Annotated in this window: 17 protein-coding genes, 1 rRNA gene and 1 pseudogene; 12 read left to right on the plus strand and 7 right to left on the minus strand. The window is 65.1% G+C overall.

Annotated features, from left to right (window positions below; genetic code table 11):
- The 3 genes from EGH24_RS15505 to malA form a co-directional block, all read right to left on the minus strand.
- A 16S ribosomal RNA gene (locus EGH24_RS15505) occupies positions 1-328 on the minus strand; the annotation flags it as partial.
- A 619-nt stretch (positions 329-947) separates the two neighbouring features.
- Positions 948-1400 carry a universal stress protein gene (locus tag EGH24_RS09550; protein WP_142979931.1) on the minus strand — a complete coding sequence of 151 codons (453 nt, stop codon included), beginning with the start codon at positions 1398-1400 and terminating at the stop codon, positions 948-950.
- Between the two features lie 67 nt (positions 1401-1467).
- Positions 1468-3435, minus strand: coding sequence for an alpha-amylase MalA (malA, locus tag EGH24_RS09555; RefSeq protein ID WP_246057953.1), 1968 nt, complete (start codon positions 3433-3435; stop codon positions 1468-1470).
- Positions 3436-3674: 239 nt separating this feature from the next.
- Here malA and EGH24_RS09560 point away from each other — a divergent pair, with 239 nt between their 5' ends.
- The 3 genes from EGH24_RS09560 to EGH24_RS09570 all read left to right on the plus strand — a co-directional run bounded on the left by EGH24_RS09560 (position 3675) and on the right by EGH24_RS09570 (position 9314).
- Complete coding sequence (locus EGH24_RS09560; RefSeq protein WP_142979932.1) at positions 3675-8243, plus strand: glycoside hydrolase family 15 protein; 4569 nt, start codon at positions 3675-3677, stop codon at positions 8241-8243.
- Between the two features lie 63 nt (positions 8244-8306).
- Entirely contained in the window at positions 8307-8828 is a 522-nt protein-coding gene (locus EGH24_RS09565; protein WP_142979933.1) for an SRPBCC family protein, read from the plus strand.
- A gap of 81 nt (positions 8829-8909) precedes the next feature.
- Positions 8910-9314 (plus strand): VOC family protein, encoded by a 405-nt coding sequence (locus EGH24_RS09570; protein WP_142979934.1) that lies wholly within the window; start codon positions 8910-8912, stop codon positions 9312-9314.
- Between the two features lie 29 nt (positions 9315-9343).
- Here the strand turns inward: EGH24_RS09570 and EGH24_RS09575 are convergent, their stop codons facing one another.
- Positions 9344-11011, minus strand: a complete 1668-nt coding sequence (locus EGH24_RS09575; RefSeq protein WP_142979935.1) for an ATP-binding response regulator — start codon at positions 11009-11011, stop codon at positions 9344-9346.
- A 153-nt stretch (positions 11012-11164) separates the two neighbouring features.
- Between EGH24_RS09575 and EGH24_RS09580 the strand changes: the two genes are divergently transcribed.
- From EGH24_RS09580 to EGH24_RS09590, 3 genes are all read left to right on the plus strand, one after another.
- Entirely contained in the window at positions 11165-11488 is a 324-nt protein-coding gene (locus EGH24_RS09580) for a 2Fe-2S iron-sulfur cluster-binding protein (RefSeq protein WP_142979936.1), read from the plus strand.
- Between the two features lie 39 nt (positions 11489-11527).
- Positions 11528-12133, plus strand: coding sequence for a class I SAM-dependent methyltransferase (locus EGH24_RS09585; protein ID WP_142979937.1), 606 nt, complete (start codon positions 11528-11530; stop codon positions 12131-12133).
- 67 nt (positions 12134-12200) lie between these two features.
- The gene (locus tag EGH24_RS09590) at positions 12201-12674 is read left to right on the plus strand and encodes a redoxin domain-containing protein (protein WP_142979938.1); all 474 of its coding nucleotides are present in this window, start codon (positions 12201-12203) and stop codon (positions 12672-12674) included.
- Positions 12675-12722: 48 nt separating this feature from the next.
- Here EGH24_RS09590 and EGH24_RS09595 read toward each other — a convergent pair whose 3' ends face one another.
- Positions 12723-14159 (minus strand): phosphomannomutase, encoded by a 1437-nt coding sequence (locus EGH24_RS09595; protein WP_142979939.1) that lies wholly within the window; start codon positions 14157-14159, stop codon positions 12723-12725.
- A 105-nt stretch (positions 14160-14264) separates the two neighbouring features.
- Between EGH24_RS09595 and EGH24_RS09600 the strand changes: the two genes are divergently transcribed.
- The 4 genes from EGH24_RS09600 (at position 14265) to EGH24_RS09615 (ending at position 16938) form a co-directional block, all read left to right on the plus strand.
- Positions 14265-14549, plus strand: a complete 285-nt coding sequence (locus EGH24_RS09600; protein ID WP_142979940.1) for an acylphosphatase — start codon at positions 14265-14267, stop codon at positions 14547-14549.
- A 103-nt stretch (positions 14550-14652) separates the two neighbouring features.
- On the plus strand, positions 14653-15771 hold the full coding sequence (locus EGH24_RS09605; protein WP_142979941.1) for a glycosyl transferase family 2: 1119 nt from the start codon (positions 14653-14655) through the stop codon (positions 15769-15771).
- A 36-nt stretch (positions 15772-15807) separates the two neighbouring features.
- Positions 15808-16314 (plus strand): DUF7109 family protein, encoded by a 507-nt coding sequence (locus EGH24_RS09610; protein WP_142979942.1) that lies wholly within the window; start codon positions 15808-15810, stop codon positions 16312-16314.
- A 24-nt stretch (positions 16315-16338) separates the two neighbouring features.
- Positions 16339-16938, plus strand: coding sequence for an NUDIX hydrolase (locus EGH24_RS09615; RefSeq protein ID WP_142979943.1), 600 nt, complete (start codon positions 16339-16341; stop codon positions 16936-16938).
- Positions 16939-16992: 54 nt separating this feature from the next.
- Here EGH24_RS09615 and EGH24_RS09620 read toward each other — a convergent pair whose 3' ends face one another.
- Complete coding sequence (locus EGH24_RS09620) at positions 16993-17466, minus strand: Hsp20/alpha crystallin family protein (RefSeq protein ID WP_142979944.1); 474 nt, start codon at positions 17464-17466, stop codon at positions 16993-16995.
- On the minus strand, positions 17463-17621 hold the full coding sequence (locus EGH24_RS15375; RefSeq protein WP_185903295.1) for a DUF7559 family protein: 159 nt from the start codon (positions 17619-17621) through the stop codon (positions 17463-17465). Before EGH24_RS15375 ends, EGH24_RS09620 begins: the two co-directional genes overlap by 4 nt.
- Before the next feature lie 104 nt (positions 17622-17725).
- Between EGH24_RS15375 and EGH24_RS09625 the strand changes: the two are divergent.
- Positions 17726-19453, plus strand: a pseudogene (locus tag EGH24_RS09625) (radical SAM protein).
- The gene (locus EGH24_RS09630; RefSeq protein WP_142979945.1) at positions 19453-20163 is read left to right on the plus strand and encodes a YkgJ family cysteine cluster protein; all 711 of its coding nucleotides are present in this window, start codon (positions 19453-19455) and stop codon (positions 20161-20163) included. Before EGH24_RS09625 ends, EGH24_RS09630 begins: the two are co-directional and overlap by 1 nt.
- The last annotated feature ends 13 nt before the right edge of the window (positions 20164-20176 follow it).

A 20176-nucleotide genomic window follows, 5' to 3' on the forward strand; every position in this document is an offset into this window, starting at 1 on the left:
CAAGAACCCGTAGGNNNCGGAATCTTGTCTCAGATTCCGTCTCCGGGTTCTTGCTCTCACAACCCGTACCGATTATCGGCACGGTGAGCCGTTACCTCACCGTCTACCTAATCGGCCGCAGCCTCATCCTATGGCGCCGGAGCGTGTCACGCTCCCAGCATTCAAGCTCGGGAGCGCTATCCGGGATTAGCCACAGTTTCCCGTGGTTATCCCGGTCCATAGGGTAGATCGGCCACGTGTTACTGAGCGGTTTGCTACGTTAAACGTGCAACTTGCATGGCTAAATCGGACACCNATAGCAATGNCCTCCGGCAGGATCAACCGGAATGTGTCCAACCCGTGAAGGTTGGGGGCTGGCGGGAACAATCCTCGAACGAGGATTGGTCACCAAATATGTGTCTCATTGCATGGTCCACGTTCGGCATCATCCGAGCAATCGGGTGACACCGAACTACCAAGGCTAACGTCGGATCCCATCTGTACGGCGTACCGCAGGGGCGGGATCCCCATACTTTCGGATCTGAACGTACCCGATTGGCCCGTATAAGGCCGTCGGATTCTCACGAGCAACGCGTGTTGCCCGCAGTTCAGACCCAGTGCGAGTGCCGACCGATTCGAACGGTCTCGCGCTCGCAGTGTGTTTTGCTGCATTCCAGTCGAACGCCCTGTTGTACTTAAGGGCGTTGTTTCGATCTGGGAGCCCTCCGGGGATTCCGGACGGCCATGGTCGAACGCGTTTCCGCACGCGACCAGTGCATTCCATCCAACACGGCATCAGTACAAAAGGCCTCTGATACAGTCCGAGATTCGAAAACGAAGGTGGAATTTCAGGCGTTCGTCACGTCGATCGGGAGAGTGTGCCGTGAGAACTGAACACACGGGCGATTGTGTGCTGACGGTTCACATGGTCTCGTCGGCAACGCTGGTAGCGCGGGTGAATCGGCCGATCAGTCCTCCTCGACCGGCGTCTTAACGACGGTCACTGGCCCGTCGGCCATCGTCACGACGCGCTCGGCGACGCTGCCGAGCAGGCTCCGATACTCGCCGGATCGCTGTTTCGAGCCCATGATCGTCAACTCGATGTCGGCGTCGTCAACGTAGGCGAGGATCTCCTCGTGTGGAACGCCGTGTCGGATGACAGCCTTCGTCTCGACGCCGGCATCGTCGGCCCGGGCGACGATACCGTCGATGGCGTCCTGTCCGGCCTGTTCGAGTGCGGACTCCAGTCCCTCGAACTCGTGGACGTACTCGTCGCCCGGGTAGGAGCTGTAGGCATCGGAGTCGACGACGTAGAGCACGTGCAACGCGGCGTCGTACCGCTGGGCCGCATCGATCGCGTGGTCAGTCGCCTGATCGACACCGAGACTCATGTCCGTCGGGAGGAGCAGTCGATCGTACATAGCTGACTCTACGGCGGCCAGCGGCAAAACTGTCGGTGGCGCGAAAACCGAAAAACGAGACGGCGGCTTACTCGGCTTCGAAGACAGCGACGCTGTCGACGGTCAGGCCCTCTTCGGCGGCACGGGACTCACCGGAGACGAGGTCAGTCGCGTCAACTGTTTCGTCAACGCCGACGACCGTCTCGCCCTCGCCGAAGTTGAGCACGACGACGTAGCGGTCATCACCGCTCTCACGGCCGAAGGCGACGACGTCGTCCTCGTTGTCGGCGTCGTAGTCGATCCGCTGGAGGTCGCCGTTGGAGCTGAGTGCCGGGTACTCCTGTTTGAGGTCGATGAGGTTGTCGTAGTGATCGCGGATTTCATCGCGCGCGTGGTCCCACGCGAGGTGGTCACGCCGGCCGCGCTGGCCGAGTTCCTGTCCGCCGTAGAGCATCGGCACGCCGGGCAGCGTAAAGACCGCGCCCGCAGCGGCCTTCGTCGCGGCGTCGCCGCATTCGACGATGTAGCGTGTCTCGTCGTGGTTCTCCATGTAGAGCATGAACGCCGCGTGGTCGGGGAACGCCGACCGCTGGCGACCTTCGACGGCGTCGAGGATCGCCTCGGCGGACTGGTGGCCGTTGCCGACCTGCCGGAGCGTGAAGTACGTCGTCGTATCGAAGTGGATGTCGAACATCCCCTCGTGGAAGTCGGCGATGTAGGGGATCGTCTCGTCGAGCAGGAGGAACTCGGGGTCGATGGCCTTCAGCCGCTCGCGCATCTCCTTCCAGAAGGATTCCGGGACGGCCCATGCCATGTCACACCGGAAGCCGTCGGCGACTTCCGCCCACGTGTCGAGTGCCTCAAGCAGGTGGCGGCGGACTTCGAGGTTTGTGAAATCGAAGTTGGCGATGTACTCCCAGCCGAAGTAAGTGCCGGGCTCGCCGTTGTCCTGCCATTCGTACCAGTCGTAGTACTCCGAGTCGGGGTTCTGGTAGGCATCCTGGAAGTACGGGTGGTCGCGGGCGGAGTGGTTCAACACGAGATCGAACAGGATCGACATCCCGCGCTCGTGGGCGGCGTCGACGAAGGCCTCGTAATCGTCGCGGTCGCCGAGGTCGTCGGCGATCGAGAAGAAGTCGGTGATGTTGTAACCGTGGGGCGCGCCGTCGTGCTGGAGCACAGGCGTTAGCCACAGGCAGTCGACACCGAGATCTTCCATGTAGTCGAGGCGTTTTTCGAGGGCTTCGAACGTCGTCTCGGCCTCGTCGTCGTCGGCCGCGTAGCCACGGACGTAGATCTCGTAGAGCGTGACCTCCTTGCCCCACTGCGGCGGGTCGTAGAGCCGGTGGACGGCGAAATCGTCGCCGTCGCCGAGACGGTCGATGCTGACGGCGTCGGCCACGCTGTAACTGTCGCCGACAGCGACGCCGTGGACGCGGAGTTCGTCGTCGATGGCGTCAAGCGGCGCGCGGAGTTCGTGGCCGTCGATAGTGACTTTGGACTCGGTGACGCCGTCACGATCGTCGAGGACGAACTCAACGTCGAGATCCTCCGCGTCACGCGAGGAGTCGGGATGCGGTTTCGGCGTCGCCGTGATGACGGCTTCGTCGTCAACGATTTCGCCGTCAAGGCGGATGCGTGGGCGACCGTCGCCCTCGCCCTCGGACTGGCCGAGTGCGCCCGAGCCGGAGCCCGAGGCGAAGCCGCTGCCGCTGCGCTGGGGGCGACCGGAGCCGCTCTGGCCGCTGTAGCCGCTGTACCCACTGTAGCCGCTGACACCAGCCGCACCGGAGCCGGAGCCGGTGGGCTGGTATTCGCTGGGGAAGACACGGATCGTTTGGTTGAACGTGTCCTGCGGCGTCGTCAGCGTCGCCACGTAGCGACCCGGCGCGTCGGGCACGAGGTGTTCGACGCTGTCGTCGCCGAGGGTAACATCGCTGGCCAGCGGGGCCTCACTGATCGTCCACTCGTAGTCGGCTTCGGGATCAGGGTCCCGCGGTGCAAGCTGTACAGCATCGCCAACGGCAATGAACTGCGGCGGTCCTGGGTGTCTCATATATGTACCTACGTAGAGGGTTACTTTGCTCTTGTGTCTTCGAGACAGGATATTTTCGATTATCGTCAACATTCATTACAGTCGAATATACGGTCTATGGTCCCGAAAGGAGCCGAATAACCGACTTTTAGGATATTAATATACGCTATATTTCATAACATTCGTTGATCGTTTTTGCGGGATTCAGTGCCGAGTCAAAGCCGCCAATACTTAGTCGTGGACAGTAAATGGGGGTGTACATGCGACTTCGCACCGCGCTCAACGAGTACAAACGCAACGACGGTGGTCGGTTCCCGGCGGAGTGTCGGACCACCGACGGTGCGTTTTCAGCTCACGGGGATCGGCTGGTCTACGTCGGCCCCGACGGCAGTCTGCGGGACTACTCCTCGGCGCTTTCCGGCCTCTACGGTATCGACCGCGCCCGATTGGGCATCGAGACATCGAAAGGCACCCAGTGGTTCGACGAGTTTTCGACCGTCCGCCAGCACTACTACCGTGAGACGAACGTCGTCGAAACAGAGTACGCCGCCGACGGCTTCACCGTCCACCAGTACGACCTGACGCTCGGCCGTGCCCACGTTACCCACATCGAGCTCCGCGGGTCGATCCCGCCGAACGCCGAGCTAACGGCGTTTCTCACCTTCGCCCCCGGCGGCCAGGAGTCGAAAGTCGGCCGCCTCATCCACGAACACGCCGGGCCCAACGAGACTAACGCCGTCGAGGTGTTCCACCGGACGGAACACGACTACGTCACCGCCTCGACCGGCATCACCGACGTTCGCGGCCAGATTCCCGAACGCTTCGACGAGATCCTCTCCGATGAGGCCTTCGAGTTCCCCCGGGAAGCAGTCATCAACCGTTTCGAGGACACCCACCTCAGCGGCGATGTCGTCGTCAACGCACCCCTCGAACAGACCGGCCGCGCCGCGAAGACGACGCTCGTCACGCAGCTATCGGATCACAGCAAGGTCGACCGCGAGGAGGCCCTCGGCGACCTCTGTCAGTGTGCGGAAGCCCACGGGACGGCCGACGATATCCGCCGAGCCGGCCGCGAGCGCGCGGAGGTATCCGTCCCTGACTCGGCCCCGAACGGCAACGTCGTCCGTGAAGACCTCCGAGCCCTCGCGCTGTTGACCGCGCCGACCGGCTCCCACATCGCTGCCCCGGAGTTCGACCCCTTCTATGCGCACTCCGGTGGCTACGGCTACACGTGGTTCCGCGACGAAGCCGAAACCGGGCGGAACCTCCTGACCGCCGACGACAGCCTTGATCTCGGCCTTCAGGACCGCCTCGTGCAGACCGCCGAGTTCTTCTGTCGCTCTCAAGAGCCCGACGGCTCGTGGACCCACCGCGTGTGGGCCATCGACGGCTCGCTCGCGCCGGGATGGGCCCACGGCCGCATCGAGGGACACGACGAGGACTATCAGGCCGACCAGACGGCCAGCGTCCTCACCTATCTCGCCGAACTGCTCACCAAGCGCGGCGACGCCCTCGACGACGAGCTTGGGGAGCGGATTCGAGAAACGATCCACAGCGGGATCGAGGTGCTCGACGAAACGCTAGAAGACGACGGCCTTCCCGAACAGTGCCAGAACCTCTGGGAGAACATGAACGGCCGGTTCACCCACACCGCGGCGACCTATCTCGGCGCGTATGCAACGATCGCAGCCGCGCCGGTCGACGACGGCCTGCGTGAACACGCCCACGGACAAGCCGAGACCGTCTTCGAGGGCTTCGATCGGCTGTGGAGCGAGACACGCGAGGCCTACGGCATCCGGCTGAACAACAGCGGCAAACTCGACGACCGGATCGACTCGGGGACGTTCGCCGTCGTCGACGCGATGGTCGCTTACGACCGGCTGACCGACGACGACCTCTCCGAGAAGACGGTCGACCGCCTGTTCGATCACGTCCAGAGTCTCTTCGACGCGCTGTACCGCGAGCCGGCCGAAAGCGACGTGGCCGGACTGGCCCGCTTCGAGGGCGACACGTGGCGATCCGAAGGCCAACACGGCGAGAAGATCTGGTCGGTTTCGACGGCGTGGGGGTCGACAGCGGCGACCGACCTCGGCGTCCTGCTGAAAGAGTACGACCGCGAAGAGGACGCCAAAGAGTGCTTCGAGCAGGCCGGCACGCTGTACGAACACCTGCTGCCGGACGGCCCGCTGGCGACGGAGGCCGGCTACCTCGCCGAGCAGGTCTTCGACGACGGTAGCGTCGACAGCGCGGCCCCGCTTGGCTGGTCGCACTCCCTGCGCCTACGGGCGACGGCAACACTCAGAGAACAGAATTCCCTGCCGCTGTCGTCGCCAGCTCCCTCCGGTCCCGAGGGCCGACCACGGTGGACAACCGGCGAAAAGTACGGCGTCGCAACCGTCGCCGATCACGGCGAAAGCGACGCCTCGAAGGTCTGGTTTACGCTCACCGAGGGCGCGCTCACCGAAGTGCGGTTCCCGCGGGTCGATCTGATGAACCTCCGGACGGCGGACTTCGTGATCGCCGACGCCGCCGAGGACTCGACGTACACCGCGCGCACGCACAACGAAACCCGCCGTGACGACGACACCGACACGGTCGAACGCCGCGTCGAACCGACCGAAGACGACGCCTTGCTGTTCCGCCATGTCGTCACCGAGCGCGGCGACGGCCGCGGCCACGAATGGACACTCAGCGTCGAGTACGCCATCGACCCCGATCACGACGCCATCGTCGCCGACGTGGAGTTCGAAAGCGCGGACAAAAAAGAGTACGACGTGTACGCCGTCGCCGATATCTCGCTGACGAACACGGGAACCCGAGATCGCGGTTACCGACTCGGGGAGCGCGGCAACTACCATCTGGCCGCCCGAGACGCTGAGGCCTACGACACCGGCGCGGAAGCCCTGCTGACCGACGAGGACGGCGACGTCTACAGCGTGGCGATGGCGATGACGACGACGGGCCGCTTCGATTGGGCGACCGTCGGCGCGGCCGGCTCGCCACACCTCGCCGAACTGTTCAGCGAGGGCAAACGCCCCCACCCGAACGACCGCCTCGACGACGACAACATCGTCTTGGCCGGCCGGATCGGCACCGGCGAAACCGTCAGCGACACGCTCGCGCTCGGCTTCGGTGAGAACGCCGACACCGCCGCCGCCCTCGGGGAAGCCGAAGGCGCGCTGGCGACGCCATATGAGGAGGTCCGGGAATCCTACGCCGAGACGTGGCGTGCGTTCCTCAGCGACAAGGAGATCCCGCAGTTCATCATCGACGACGACGAACTCTACAAACAGTACAAAAGCTGTCTGATGGCACTCCGGGCCGTCGAGGACAAGACCTACCTCGGCGCGGGGATCGCCAGCCCCTCGGTCCCGTGGGGCGAGGCGGTCACCGCCGACGAACCGAAGGGCTACGGCTACAACTTCGTCTGGTCGCGGGACCTCTATCAGGTCTTCACCGTCTTCGAGGCCATCGGCGACCACAAGACGGCGACCGACGCCCTGCAGTACATTTACGAGTATCAGCAGGACGAAGAAGGATTCATCCCACAGAACACCTACGTCAACGGGCTGACCCGCTGGGGTGGCGAACAGATCGACAACATCTCGTTCCCGCAGGTGATGGCCTACCAGTTGGCCGAAAACGGGATCGAGTTCGACGACGTGAACTACGACTACATCAACGTCAAACGCTCGGCGGACTACGTCGCCCGCAACGGCCCCGCCACCGCACAGGAGCGATGGGAGGAGGAAGCCGGCTACTCGCCGTCCTCGATCGCGGCAGAGGTCGCGGGCCTCGTCTGTGCGGCCGACATCGCCATCGACCAAGGCGAGACGGCCGACGCCCTCGTCTGGCTCGCCCTCGCTGACGAATGGACCGTCAAAGTCGAGGACTGGTGTGCGACGAAAACCGGGACCGAACTCCACACCAATACGCCGTACTACGTGCGCGTCACGCGCGACGGCAACCCCGAAGCCGGCCACCTGCGAACGCTGGCCAACGCCGGGCCGACGCTCGACGAACGCGAAATCATCGACGGCGGCTTCCTCGAATTGACGAGACTGGGCATCAAGCCAGCCGATGACGACGTGATCGAGAACTCGATCACCGAGGTCGACAACACGATCCGGATCGACACGCCGCAGGGGCCGGCCTTCTACCGCTACAACGGCGACGGCTACGGCGAGCGAGCGATGGGCGAGAAGGGCGCGCCGTGGTCGGTCCAAACCAAGGGCAAGGGTCGACTGTGGCCCATCTTCACCGGCGAGCGCGGCGAGTACGAACTGCTCGCCGGCACCGACGAGGGCGAACTCGCCCCGTATAACCTGTTGAAGACGATGGCCGGCTTCGCCAACAGCGGCCGGATGATCGCCGAGCAGGTCTGGGACCGCCACATCGATAACGAGTACAACTGGGAGATGGGCGAAGGCACCGGTGCGGCGACACCGCTGGCCTGGAGTATGGCACAGTTCATCCGGCTGGCACACGGGATCGACGCCGGCGAGCCGGTCGAGACGCCCGAGGTCGTCGATCAGCGATACCGTGGCGAGCCACGGCCCGAGGAGCCGACGCTCGATATCGAGACGACGACAACGACGACGAAAAAGCAGCGCGGATCGAAGGAGGAGACGCTCACCATCAGCGGCGAGAGCGACGGCGAACTGGTCGCCGTCAAGGCGTCGGCGGACGCCGCGGTCACGACCGTCGAGGACGGCGAGTTCGAGGTGACGCTGCCGATCGGCCACGGCGAGCGAACCGTGACGCTGGCAGCCGCCAGCGAAGCCGACCTCTCGACGGCCGGCACGACGGTCGAACAGGTGACGATCTGAGGGTCGCTGCTGCCGACATCAGTATTGCCGCGTGTTTTTGCCTCCGGATCACGTACCGCTCGTATGGCGACGTACCGACGGCGAACCCGGATCCGTGCCCCGCTGGAAGTCGTGTGGGCGTTTCACGCGAAGATCGACGGCTTAGAGGCGTTGACGCCGGGGTGGATGGGGCTGTCGGTCGAAGGCGTCCGCGGCCCCGACGGCGAGAGCGATCCGCCGGAACTGCTTGCTGGCAGCGAGATCGAGATGGCGAGTCAGCCGTTCGGCGTGGCACCGACGACGCGGTGGCTCTCCCGGATTACCGACCGCGAGCAGGGGGAAGGCTACCGGATGTTCCGCGACGATATGCTCGGCGGCCCGTTCGATCTCTGGATCCACACCCACGAGTTCTACGGCGACGGCGAGGAGACGGTTATGATCGACACTGTCGAGTACGAACTCCCGGCGGGACCGGCCGGGCCGCTGGTCGATCGACTGGCAGTCGTCGGCTTCGAACCGATGTTCCGCTACCGACATCGAAAGACGAAGGAACTGCTCGAAGGCGGCGAGTACCCTGAGTGGGTAGAAGTCGAATCCGAGGCGTAGCGAGGGTTGGCTCCCGGAGGCGATTCTGGCAGCGAAACCACCACCGGTATTCCTTAGTTCGTTGCTGGCGGTGAGCAACGCATGAGTATCGATGTCGTCGACATGGACCACATCGCCATCCGCGTCTCGGATCTCGACGCGTCGCTGGCGTTCTACCGCGACCTGCTCGGCCTCGAAACGCGGGATGAGGACCGCTTCGCCGACGACGAAGTGCCGTTTATCGCGCTCGTCGCTGGTGGCCGCCACATCCACCTCGTGCCGACCGACGAGGCGATCGACGTCGGCGGCGAACACATCTGTCTGCTCGTCCGCTCCGAGGAGATGGAGAGCAAGGCCGAACTGAATCGGTTGCTGGAGGAGATCGAAGCCGCTGGCTACGAGGTCGAACCCGACGAACCGAAAAAACGGTACGGCGCGTACGGCCGCGACTGGGCGGCCTACGTCCGTGATCCCGACGGGCGACGCGTCGAACTCAAGACACACTGACGCCAGAATTCGGCAGCGACGCGAGCGAGCTATTCGTCGTCGAACGTGATGACGAACTTCGCGCCGCCCTCGTCGCTTTCGTCGATCGAGATATCCCAGCCGTGGCCCTCGATGATCGTCTCGACGATCGAGAGCCCGAGGCCAGTGCCGTTGCCGCCGGTGTAGCCGTGCTCGAACACCTCGTCGCGTTGTTCCGGTGAGATGCCGGGGCCGTCATCCGCGACGGCGACACCGTTGTCGGTCGCCGAGACGGTGATCGCTACGTCCTCGCCGACGTGATCGAGCGCGTTCCGGAAGAGGTTCTCGAAGGCCTCCTGTAGCCGCGTCGGGTCCGCCGAGACCTGATCGAGGGTTTCCAACTCGTCGGTCGTCAGCGTCGCATCGGGCGTATCGACCGCACTCCACGCTTGGGCGACGACCGTGGCGATATCGACGGGTTCGGTGTCGCCGACCGCGCGGCCCTCGCGTGCCAACGTAAGGAGTTCGTTCAGCATCTGTTCCATCCGTTCGGCCGCCTCGACGGCCGGTTCGAGATGGTCGGTGTCACCGGTGTCTTGGGCGAGTTCGAGGTAGCCGGTCACGACGCTGAGGGGGTTTTGGAGGTCGTGACTGATGACGGAGGTGAACTGTTCGAGGCGTTCGTTCTGCTCTTTGAGTTCGGTGCGACGGCGACGCCGGCGGTCGGTGTGGCCGATCAACTCGCCGACGGCCGTGAGCTGCTGGCGGATGGACTCCGTCCACGTTCGCGGGATATCCGTCGTGATGACGATCGTGCCCGTGAGTTGGAACTCGATGATGATCGGGAGGGCCAACAGCGTTCCCTGCTCGGCGTCGAAGCGGTCGGCATCGTCGGCGGCCGGTTGCGTCGCGTCGTAACAGACGGGTTCGAACTGCTGGAGTTGCTCCGAGAAGCCGGGGAACTCTTCGACGGAAATCTCCTCGTTGCCGATCGGCGCGCTCGTCTCGTCGGCAACCGCCGACGCGTCGGTCTCAGCATCCCGCCAGCCGAAGGTCTCCCTGAGAACCTCATCGTCGCTGTCGTACTCGTAGAGCAGACACTGGTTCGCTTCGAGTTCGGTCGCCAGCGACTGGAGGGCCCACTCGATCTTCACGTCGACCTCGTCGGCGGCCGCGCTCATGAGCGACCGCGAGACGTTCAGCGTGGTTCCCTGTAGCGAAGCGTGTTGCTCGGTGAGGAGTTCGATCAGCCGGCTTCGGAGGCCGGCGATCCCGTCCGGAACGCTGGCGTCGACGGTCTCGGCGAGGGCTGCCTCCGACTCGCCGGGCGTCGGCGCGCCGGGGGACTGGGCGGCACCACCGTCGGCCGGCTGTGAGTCAGCCCCCCGCGTTGACGCGTGTGCGTCGACGTCGTCAGCAGTCGGTTTGTAGATCACGTCGTCGATGCCGGCCCGGAAGGCTGCCCGGATCAGCTCCGGGTTCGACTCATCGACGAACAGAACGCTCGGGATCGACTCGGTGTCGTCAAGCGACTCGTACAGCGAGATACCGTCGGTATCCGGCAGGTCGGCGGCCGCCACGAAACAGTCGATGTCGGTATCGACCGCCTCACCTGCCGCTTGCCCGGTTTCGACAGTGGTGACAGCCCACTCCGGTTCAAAGGCTGCCCGAACCGCATCCCGGCACTCGGGGGTGCCGTCGACGTACAGCAGGTGGAACGCGGCGTCCGCACGGCTCATAGCTTACACATCACAGGTGGGGCGTATCAAGTTTCCTGTCTAGCAGCAGCCGAATCGGTCGATGAGAGCCGAACAGATCGCCGAAACGACACGTTCAGGACACGAACTGGAACCAGCCCAAGACTCAATCGCCACCGGCGACTATATTTCAGCATGACCGACACGGTTCGCGTCGTCGTCAGCCATGACGGGGGCGAAACCGAACTCGCCGTCGAGTCGGAGCGCACGCTCCGGGACGTGCTACAGGAAGCCGGGCTCTCGCCGTACAGCGCGCTGACCGAGCGGGCGAACTGCGGCGGCCGCGGGCTCTGTGCGACCTGTGGGGTGCGCCTTGCCGAGCCCGTTGACCCCGACCACTGGCACGACCGACTGGCCGCGCGGTTCGGCTACCCACGGCTGTCCTGTCAGGTAACCGTCGACCGCGATCTACGGGTCGAACTCGTCGAGGACAAACTGGTGTGGGGCGGCCGGGAGTAAGGCCCGGAGGATCAAGAGCGTCCAGCCCCATGATCGCGTATGGATCGTTCCGAGTGCCGGCAGGCGTGGGAGGATCTCTCCGCGACGTATGCCGACCGACGTGATCCGGACGGCTCCGATGCCGCGTTGATCGACGACCTGCTGGCGCGCTGTCCACCCGACCCCACGATCGTCGATATCGGCTGTGGCGACGGCGCGCGAACGCTGGCGAACCTACCAGCCGGCAGCGTCGGCGTCGATTTCGCCCGGACCGGCCTCTCGCTGGCCAAAGAGACGGTGCCGGCCGCGCGGCTCCTGCAGGGCGAGATGACGACGCTGCCCATCGCCGACGACGTTGCCGACGGGGTGACCACCTACCACGCCGTCTTTCACGTACCGCGAGCACAACACCCGTCCGTCTACCGGGAGTTCGCTCGCGTGCTGAAACCCGGTGGGACGCTGCTGTGTACGCTCCCCGGCGGTCGCTTCGAGACCGTGCGGCGCGGCTGGATGGGTGGCTCGATGTTCTTCTCGGCTCCGGGACGCGACCGGACGCTTTCGCAACTAGAGGCGGCCGGCTTCGAGGTTATCGAGACGCCGACGGCGACCGACCCGCTCGGCAGCAGCACCGAGTTCGTCCTGGCCGAACTGACCGGTTCGCGGTAATCCGATCGGGCAGCCAACGACTCCTGACAACGGGCTTATAGGGGTCGCACGCCTCGGCCTAACTGCTATGGTTTCAACCGGAGACACCGCCCCCGACATTTCCGCAACGATTGGGACGAGCGACCACGAGGACTTCGAACTCTCGGAGTATCTCGGCGACGGCCCCGTTGTCCTCGCGTTTTTCCCCGGCGCGTTCACGCCGCCGTGTTCCAACGAGATGATCGCCCTCGAAGAACACCTCCCCGATTTCGAGGCCGCCGGCGCGACGATCCTCGGCATCAGTGCCGACTCGCCGTTCTCGCAGGGCGCGTTCCGCGAGGAACACGACCTCTCCTTTACGCTCGTCAGCGACATGGCCGGCGACGCGATCCGCGACTACGGCCTCGAAATGGATATTCCGGACCTCGGCCTCTTCGGGGTCGCTAACCGCGCGGCGTTCGTCCTCGACGACGAGGGCACCGTAGTCTACGACTGGGTCGCTGACGAGGCGAGCAACGAACCCGACTACGAGGCACTGATCGCAGCCGCCGAAGACGCCTAACCGGCCCAGTTTTCACCCACATTTTTCGCAGCAATACCCCGAGAGCCCTTAGTCCGCCGTCTCGGTCGCGTCGTCGGCCGCGTCGTCGATGGCCGCCTCGATCCGCTCGGTCGCCGTTGCGACGAGGTCATCGACCGACTCGCTTTCGGCGTACAGTCTGATGTACGGCTCAGTACCGGACGGGCGGACGAGCAGCCACGACCCATCGGACAGCGTTAGCCGAACGCCGTGATCGAGTGACACCGTCGCCTCCGAAAACGCTGCCGGCAGCGACGATTCGAGCGTCGCCATCGCCGCCGATTTCGCCGTCTCGGGGCAGTCGATGCTGACCTTGCGATAGGGACGTTCGGTGATCGGCTCCCGGAGGTCGGCGAGACCGGGGGTCGTGGCGAGCCGCGAGACGATGGCCGCGCTGACGACGCCGTCGATCCAGCCGCCGAATGTGGGGTGGATGTGTTTCCACGGTTCAGCGGCGAAAACGACCGCGCCGGCCTCGACGGCGTCGATCCCCTCGTGAAGCGCGCCGAGGCGAACCCGTTCAGTGCGACCGCCGGCAGCGGCGACCGCTTCGTCGATCCGGCCCGATGCGTTCGGCGTCGTGACGACGACCGGGTCGGCAGCGTCGGTTTCGGCAGCCGCGTCGTCGTTGTCGGCGACGGCGCGGCGCGTGTAGTAGCCCGCAAGGATTGCGACCACTGTGTCCTCGTGGACGATCTCGCCATCGCCATCAAGGATCACGATCCTGTCAGCGTCGCCGTCGTGTGCGATCCCCAGATCGAAATCGCCGTCAGCAACGAAAGCACGGAGATCACCCAGCGTTTCCGGCGTCGGCTTGCTCGGTCGGCCCGGGAAGTGGCCGTCGATGTTGGCGTTGAGCGCGATGACATCCGCGCCGAGTTCGCGGAGGACCTGCGGCGTCGCCGCCGCGGCCATCCCGTTGCCGCAGTCGACGGCGACGCGAAGCCCCTCGCAGGGCTCGCCATCGCGGTCGCCGTGTTGGGTGGTCGCGTACGCGACGACAGCCGAGCGATAGTCCGGCAGCGGTTCGCGGCGGTGAGTCGATCCCCATGCATCGAAATCGGCGAGTGAGGCAGGGTCGTCGGCAGCAGCTTCGATCCGTGCTTCGCGGTCGTCGCCGAACTCACGACCGTCGACGAAGCACTTGATCCCGTTGTCGGGCGGCGGATTATGGGAGGCGGTGAGCATCACGCCGTACCGGCCTCGAGAGGCGTACGCCAGCGTCGGCGTCGGCACTCGGCCGACCCGGACGGGAATCGCGCCAGCGGCGGAGACACCGGCTTCAACCGCTGCCGCGAGCGCGGAGCCGGTCAGCCGGCCGTCGCGGCCGATGACGATTTCGGGCCGGTCGGCAGCCGATTCCTCGACGGCGAGGCGGCCGACCGCGCCGCCGACCGCAAGGGCGACCGACGGCGTCACGTCGGTAGCGACCGGGCCGCGGATGCCGGCGGTGCCGAAACGTATCATACCGGAGGCAACGCACTACGATACTTAGACCCCGGTGATCCAAGCGGGCGTCCGGGAGCGACTGTTGGCTGTGCGTTTATTTGGGAGGCCATGTAACCGACGCTCATGAGCGATACCGACCGCGTCCGCGCCCACGTCTTCGTCAGTGGTCGCGTCCAGGGCGTCTACTACCGCGCCAGCACCCGCGATGCCGCCCGCGAACGCGGCGTCGACGGCTGGGTGCGAAACCTCGACGACGGCCGCGTCGANGCCGTCTTCGAAGGCGACGAGGACGGCGTCGAAGCGATGTGCGAGTGGTGTGAAACCGGCAGCCGCGCTGCCACGGTTGACGATGTCGACGTGACGATGGAATCACCCGAAGGCCTCGATGGATTCGAAGTTCGGTGGTAAGCCGAGGGCGCGTTGACGACGACGGATTTGCGACACCACGCAACCGCCGAGAAACCGACCGCGACCGCGGGGTCTATGCCCGCAGAGCCACAATAGCACCTAAATGGAGTATGTCCAGGAACGGATTACGACACTCCACCACCTCCGGGATACCGTGCCGACCGCGCCGACCGACCGGGCCGCGGTCGTCGTCCCGATGACCGAACGGGAGTACGCCGGCCTCGCCGCCGAGGGCGTCCTCTCGGAACTCGAAGCCGTCAACCCCGCCCGCGTCGTCGTCCCGCTGCGCGCGCCGGCCGAGAAAGTCGGCCCGTTTCGAGACTGGCTCGCGGGGTTTGATCTCCCGCTGGAGGTCGTCTGGTGTAACGGCCCCCGACTAGCCGAGTTGCTGGCCGACAACGGGCTCAACGGCTCGGGCGGCAAGGGCCGCGACGTGTGGCTCGCCCTCGGGCAGGTGCTCGATGCCGACTACGTCGTCTGCCACGACGCCGACACCAAGACCTACGACCGCTCGTACGTTCCGCGGCTGTTGTTCCCGCTGGAACACGGCCACGAGTTCTCGAAGGGCTACTACGCCCGCGTTGAGAACGGCCGGCTCTACGGCCGACTCTTCCGGCTCTTTTACGCGCCGCTTGTCCGGGCGTTGGCCGACGAGGCACCCGACGCGGAGATCCTCCAGTACCTCGCCGCCTTCCGGTACGCGCTGGCGGGTGAGTTCGCCGCGACTGGCGACCTCGTCGCCAACATGCGATTTCAGCGGTCGTGGGGGCTTGAGGTCGGCACGCTCGGGGAGGCCTTCGGCTACGCCGGCTTCGACGGCAGCGCGCAGGTCGATCTCGGCGCGTACGAACACGACCACCGCGCGGTCGGCGGCCCGACCGGCCTCTCGGAGATGAGCGCGGCCGTCGGCGACGCGCTGTTCCGAGTCGCCAGCGATCACGGCGTCGAGATCGATTACGCGACGCTGCCTGACCGCTATCGAGACGCCGCCGAAACCTTGCGGCGGCAGTACGCCGTCGACGCCGCCTACAACGGGCTGGCGTACGACCGCAGCGACGAGCAAACCCAGATCGATACCTACGCCGAGGCCCTCCGCGAACCGGGCGATGACAGCCGCCTGCCGGCGTGGAACGACGCACCGATCAGTCCCGACGCCGTTGCCGAGGCCGCCGCGGCCGACCTCCGGGCGGCGACCGGCGAGGAAGCGACGACCTCGGAGTGAGATAGACTCAAATGACCGCGGGTACAGGAAGCGGGTATGAGCGCGACAGGTGACGAACTCGCCGGCGTCGTCGACCTCTTCGGAGCCCTCACCCGCGAAGAACTCTCCCAAGCCCTCACCGAATTGGCGTTCAAACAGGGCTCGGAAGTCGACGACGCGGCCGTCACCGACGCTATCGAGAGCGCGACGAGCGAGTACGTGCTCGTCGAGTACGATCCTGAGGCGAGCGACGACGCCTCGGATGCGAGCGACGAGGACACCGAACCGCTGCTGACGATCGGCCCGGCGGCGTTTCCGACGTTGCCGCCGAACGCCGAAGACCTGCCGCACATCCTCGACTACGAGACGCGATCCGTCGACCGCGACCGACTGGCCGAGCAGGTGCGAGACCGGTTGCAGGCCGAAGCCGAGGACGCCATCGCAGCTGACGACGATTCGCGCGCCGCCGAGCTACTGGACGTGAGCTACGACATGGAAGCGTGGGCCGATATCGAGACTGACGAGATTCGAGCGTCGCTGACGGCGGCCCTCCCGCAGGACTAAGAGGACTGGCCCCAAGGTGTAGGTATGGATCTGACGGGGGTGACTCGGCATACGCCGTCGGCGATCGCCGATCCCGAGAAGGAAGCCGCGGTGCTCGCGCCGATCATCGAGCGCGACGGCGAGCAGTCGATCCTCTTTACCAAACGCGCCGAGCACCTCGGCGACCACCCCGGTCAGATGAGTTTTCCCGGTGGTGGCCGCGAATCCATCGACACCGATCTGGAAGCCACCGCGCTGCGGGAGGCCGAGGAGGAAATCGACCTCCAACCCGCAGAAGCCGATGTCGTCGGCCGGATCGACGATATCGAAACCGTCACCCGGTACATCGTCCGCCCGTTCGTCGGCCGGATTCCCGACCGCGAGTACACCCCCGACGAGTACGAAGTCGCCGAAATCGTCCGGCTGCCCGTCGCCGCACTCACTGACTTATCGAACTACGAGNNCGANCNCCGCGANCACCCNCACTACGGCNNNATNCGNNTCCANTTCTTCCANGTCGACGGCTACACCGTCTGGGGNGCGACCGGCCGCATGCTGGCGCAACTGCTCGAACTCACGACCGGCTGGGAAATTCCGGCTGAGGCCGACCGCACCGTCGACAGCGACGCCGAACTACCGATCTGATCGGCGGCTCGATTCGCGATAGCGGGAGTAAAAACACAGACAGCGAGCGGATCGTTATTCGTCGTTGGCTTCGTCGTCTGCGTCAACGTTGTCTTCTTCGACTTCTTCGGATTCTTCGTCGTCGACAGCGACAGTGCGGGCCGACTCGGATTTCGGGATTCTGACGTGGAGCGTGCCCTCCTGTGTCAGCGTCGCTTCCGGAGAGGTCGTCCCGGTGGTGATGCTTGCGGCGTCCGGCAGTTCGGCCGTCCCCGACAGCGTCAGCCCGCGACCAGGAACCCGCATCTCGAAGCCCTCGTAGAATTCGCGGAAGCGGTCGATCCGGACCTCAAGTTCGTTGTTGATATACCGGACTTGCACGTCCTCTTTGCTCGCGCCGGGAGCGTCGAAAACGACGAGATAGGCGTCATCGGACTCAAGGAGGTCGTACTCCAGCGGTTTTCGCTCTTGGACGTGGCCGATGCCGCGACCGACGCGTTCTAACACCGTGTTGATCGCCTCGCGGCCGTAGGTTTCCAGCCGGCTCATAGCTCGATCTCCGCAAGCGTGTCGTCGCGGTCGCAGTACGGGCAGACGAGGTCGTCGACGCCGTGCTCGTCGGGGACATCGTAGGTGTAGTGGACCTCGAACATATCGAGTTCGCAGTCACCGTTTTCGCACTCGACTTCAACGGTAGCAGGCATACCCGAACGGAGGGGTGCCACGAAGTTAAATGACGTGGCATCCCACCTGTCGGCCGGAATCGCGTACCACACGGCTTTAGCCGTTTGATGCCGAACAGCGGGGTATGACTCGGCCCTCGGACCTCGCGGTCACCATCGTCGACGGCTACGTCGACGAGCCGGCNCANTTCGGNGTGCCNCCNTACATCTCGACGTANCCNCGNTNNACNGCNGGCGCGCTCGTCGACGCCGGCGTNCCNNAGTCNNNNATCACCTACCACACNATCGACGANCTCCGCGANGANNNGCNNAANTGGNGCGNNGTNGCNGACGCNGACCTNATGATCTACATCGGCGGGATGACCGTCCCCGGAAGCTACGTCGGCGGGACGCCCGCGGAGCCCGACGAGGTGNNNGANCTNGCGTGGGTCGCCGAGGGGNNCNCGCTNTTGGGCGGGCCGGTCCGGTTCGGCGTCGGCGACGAGAACGCCGGCGCGACCGAGACCGAACGCAAGGATCTCGACTACGATTTCGTTGCGAAAGGCGACGTTGAAGCGGCTGTCTACGATCTCGTTGACTCAGGGTTGGAAGGGTTCAACAACCGAATGCGCGACAACGACGAACTCAGCCGATGGGCCCCCGACGGCGCGTTCNTCGTCGANCAGCANCCNAANCACCCCGACTACCTNATCTGCGAGATGGAGACCTCGCGGGGCTGTGCNTACCGNTGTTCGTTCTGCACNGANCCNNTNTACGGNNACCCNGCGTTCCGCTCGGCCGACGCCGTCGTCGACGAGGTGGACACGCTCTCGGATTACGGCGTCAAACACTTCCGGCTCGGCCGCCAGGCCGACATCCTTGCCTTCGGCGGCGACGGCGAGGCCCCTAACCCCGACGCGCTTCGGCGGCTCTACAGCGGGATTCGTGAGGTCGCCCCCGACCTAGAAACGCTGCACCTCGACAACATGAACCCGATCACGATTGTCGAGTGGCCCGAAAAGAGCCGCGAGGGCATCCGCATTATCGCCGAGCACAACACCGCCGGCGACACGGCTGCCTTCGGGCTGGAGTCAGCCGATCCCGTGGTGCAGGAGGCCAACAACCTCAACGTCACCGCCGAGGAGTGTTTTCAGGCGGTCAAAATCGTCAACGAAGAAGCCGGCTGGCGACCCGGCGAGGACTCCGCCGACGCGCCTACACACGGCGACGACGCGGCGAACCGGCTTCCGAAGCTGCTGCCCGGGATCAATCTCCTCCACGGCCTTCAGGAGGAACGCCGCGCGACCTACGACCACAACCGGGCGTTCCTCCAGCGCGTCTACGACGAGGGCCTGATGCTCCGNCGCATCAANATCCGCCAGGTGATGGCTTTCGAGGGCACCGACATGTCCGACACCGGCGCGGCCATCGCCGAGGAGCACAAGGACCTGTTCAAATCCTACAAACAGGAGGTCCGGGAGACTATCGACCAGCCGATGTTGGAACGCGTCGCGCCCACCGGCACCGTCCTGCCGGACGTACATCTCGAATACCACGAGGACGGCCGGACGTTCGGCCGCCAGCTCGGAACCTATCCGCTGCTCGTCGGCTTCCCCGAGGAGCGACCGCTCGGACAGACGGTCGACGCCGTCATCGTCGATCACGGCTATCGCTCGGTGACGGCGGTGCCGTACCCGCTGGACATCAACAGCGCGAGTATGACCGAACTCGAAGCCCTGCCAGGCATCGGCAAGCAGCGCGCCGGCGACCTCGTTGTCAACCGCCCCTATGAGACGCCCGAGGCCGTCGGCGGCGAGATCGACCTCTCGGCGTTCGTCACGACCGATTCGGGAGCGAGTCAGCCCTCAGACTGATGGAGAGTTTGGAATCGGAACTCGACCGGGCGCGCGACCTCGATACCGACGATCTTGCTGACGCTATCGAATCGATTGGCTTCGAATGTACCCGGTGTGGCGCGTGTTGCAAAGGCTATGACCCCGACAGTGATGGCGACGAAGACGAGAAAGAAGCCGACGCGACCGACCGCGAACCACACACAGCAACCGTGTTTCCCGACGAGATCCGCGACCTACAGGACGCCGGTGACTACGACTGGCGCGACGTAGCACGGCCGATGCCGTACGGGCTTGAGGGCGGGGACGGCGCGGAAGACGGCGAGACGTTCGAGTGGGCCCTCCAGACCGACGCCTGCGGCGACTGTACGTTCTACGAGGAACACGAGGACGGCACCGGCCACTGTGGCGTCCACGACGACCGTCCGCTGATCTGCAAGACGTATCCGTTCAGCGTCGCCCTCGGCGGGACGAGCCAGCCTATGGGCGAAGCCGTCGATAGCGAGGGGATGGTGCGCGCTCACGAGTGCGAAGGCCTGGGTCGGGATATTTCGCGGAGCGAAGCCGAGGAGTTGGCCGCCGCGCTCAAAGAACGCGCCGTGCGAGAACTTGAAGAAGCGATCAGCGTACGGGAGAACTACGAGCCCGCCGATGTCGATGGTGTTGTCGTTCACGATTCTGAGGGACAGAAGCGGCCGGACGGAACACGGATAGAGAGCGGCTCACAGTAGCGTTTCACCACCG

Origin of the sequence: Halonotius terrestris (assembly GCF_006861665.1) — an archaeon.
GTDB lineage: Archaea > Halobacteriota > Halobacteria > Halobacteriales > Haloferacaceae > Halonotius > Halonotius terrestris.

What these genes read in the sequence shown, in the direction of transcription:
- EGH24_RS09550 (WP_142979931.1), bottom strand. Translation starts at nt 1,400, where the DNA reads ATGTACGATCGACTGCTCCTCCCGACGGACATGAGTCTCGGTGTCGAT.
- malA (WP_246057953.1), bottom strand. Translation starts at nt 3,435, where the DNA reads ATGAGACACCCAGGACCGCCGCAGTTCATTGCCGTTGGCGATGCTGTA.
- EGH24_RS09560 (WP_142979932.1), top strand. Translation starts at nt 3,675, where the DNA reads ATGCGACTTCGCACCGCGCTCAACGAGTACAAACGCAACGACGGTGGT.
- EGH24_RS09565 (WP_142979933.1), top strand. Translation starts at nt 8,307, where the DNA reads ATGGCGACGTACCGACGGCGAACCCGGATCCGTGCCCCGCTGGAAGTC.
- EGH24_RS09570 (WP_142979934.1), top strand. Translation starts at nt 8,910, where the DNA reads ATGAGTATCGATGTCGTCGACATGGACCACATCGCCATCCGCGTCTCG.
- EGH24_RS09575 (WP_142979935.1), bottom strand. Translation starts at nt 11,011, where the DNA reads ATGAGCCGTGCGGACGCCGCGTTCCACCTGCTGTACGTCGACGGCACC.
- EGH24_RS09580 (WP_142979936.1), top strand. Translation starts at nt 11,165, where the DNA reads ATGACCGACACGGTTCGCGTCGTCGTCAGCCATGACGGGGGCGAAACC.
- EGH24_RS09585 (WP_142979937.1), top strand. Translation starts at nt 11,528, where the DNA reads ATGGATCGTTCCGAGTGCCGGCAGGCGTGGGAGGATCTCTCCGCGACG.
- EGH24_RS09590 (WP_142979938.1), top strand. Translation starts at nt 12,201, where the DNA reads ATGGTTTCAACCGGAGACACCGCCCCCGACATTTCCGCAACGATTGGG.
- EGH24_RS09595 (WP_142979939.1), bottom strand. Translation starts at nt 14,159, where the DNA reads ATGATACGTTTCGGCACCGCCGGCATCCGCGGCCCGGTCGCTACCGAC.
- EGH24_RS09605 (WP_142979941.1), top strand. Translation starts at nt 14,653, where the DNA reads ATGGAGTATGTCCAGGAACGGATTACGACACTCCACCACCTCCGGGAT.
- EGH24_RS09610 (WP_142979942.1), top strand. Translation starts at nt 15,808, where the DNA reads ATGAGCGCGACAGGTGACGAACTCGCCGGCGTCGTCGACCTCTTCGGA.
- EGH24_RS09620 (WP_142979944.1), bottom strand. Translation starts at nt 17,466, where the DNA reads ATGAGCCGGCTGGAAACCTACGGCCGCGAGGCGATCAACACGGTGTTA.
- EGH24_RS15375 (WP_185903295.1), bottom strand. Translation starts at nt 17,621, where the DNA reads ATGCCTGCTACCGTTGAAGTCGAGTGCGAAAACGGTGACTGCGAACTC.
- EGH24_RS09630 (WP_142979945.1), top strand. Translation starts at nt 19,453, where the DNA reads ATGGAGAGTTTGGAATCGGAACTCGACCGGGCGCGCGACCTCGATACC.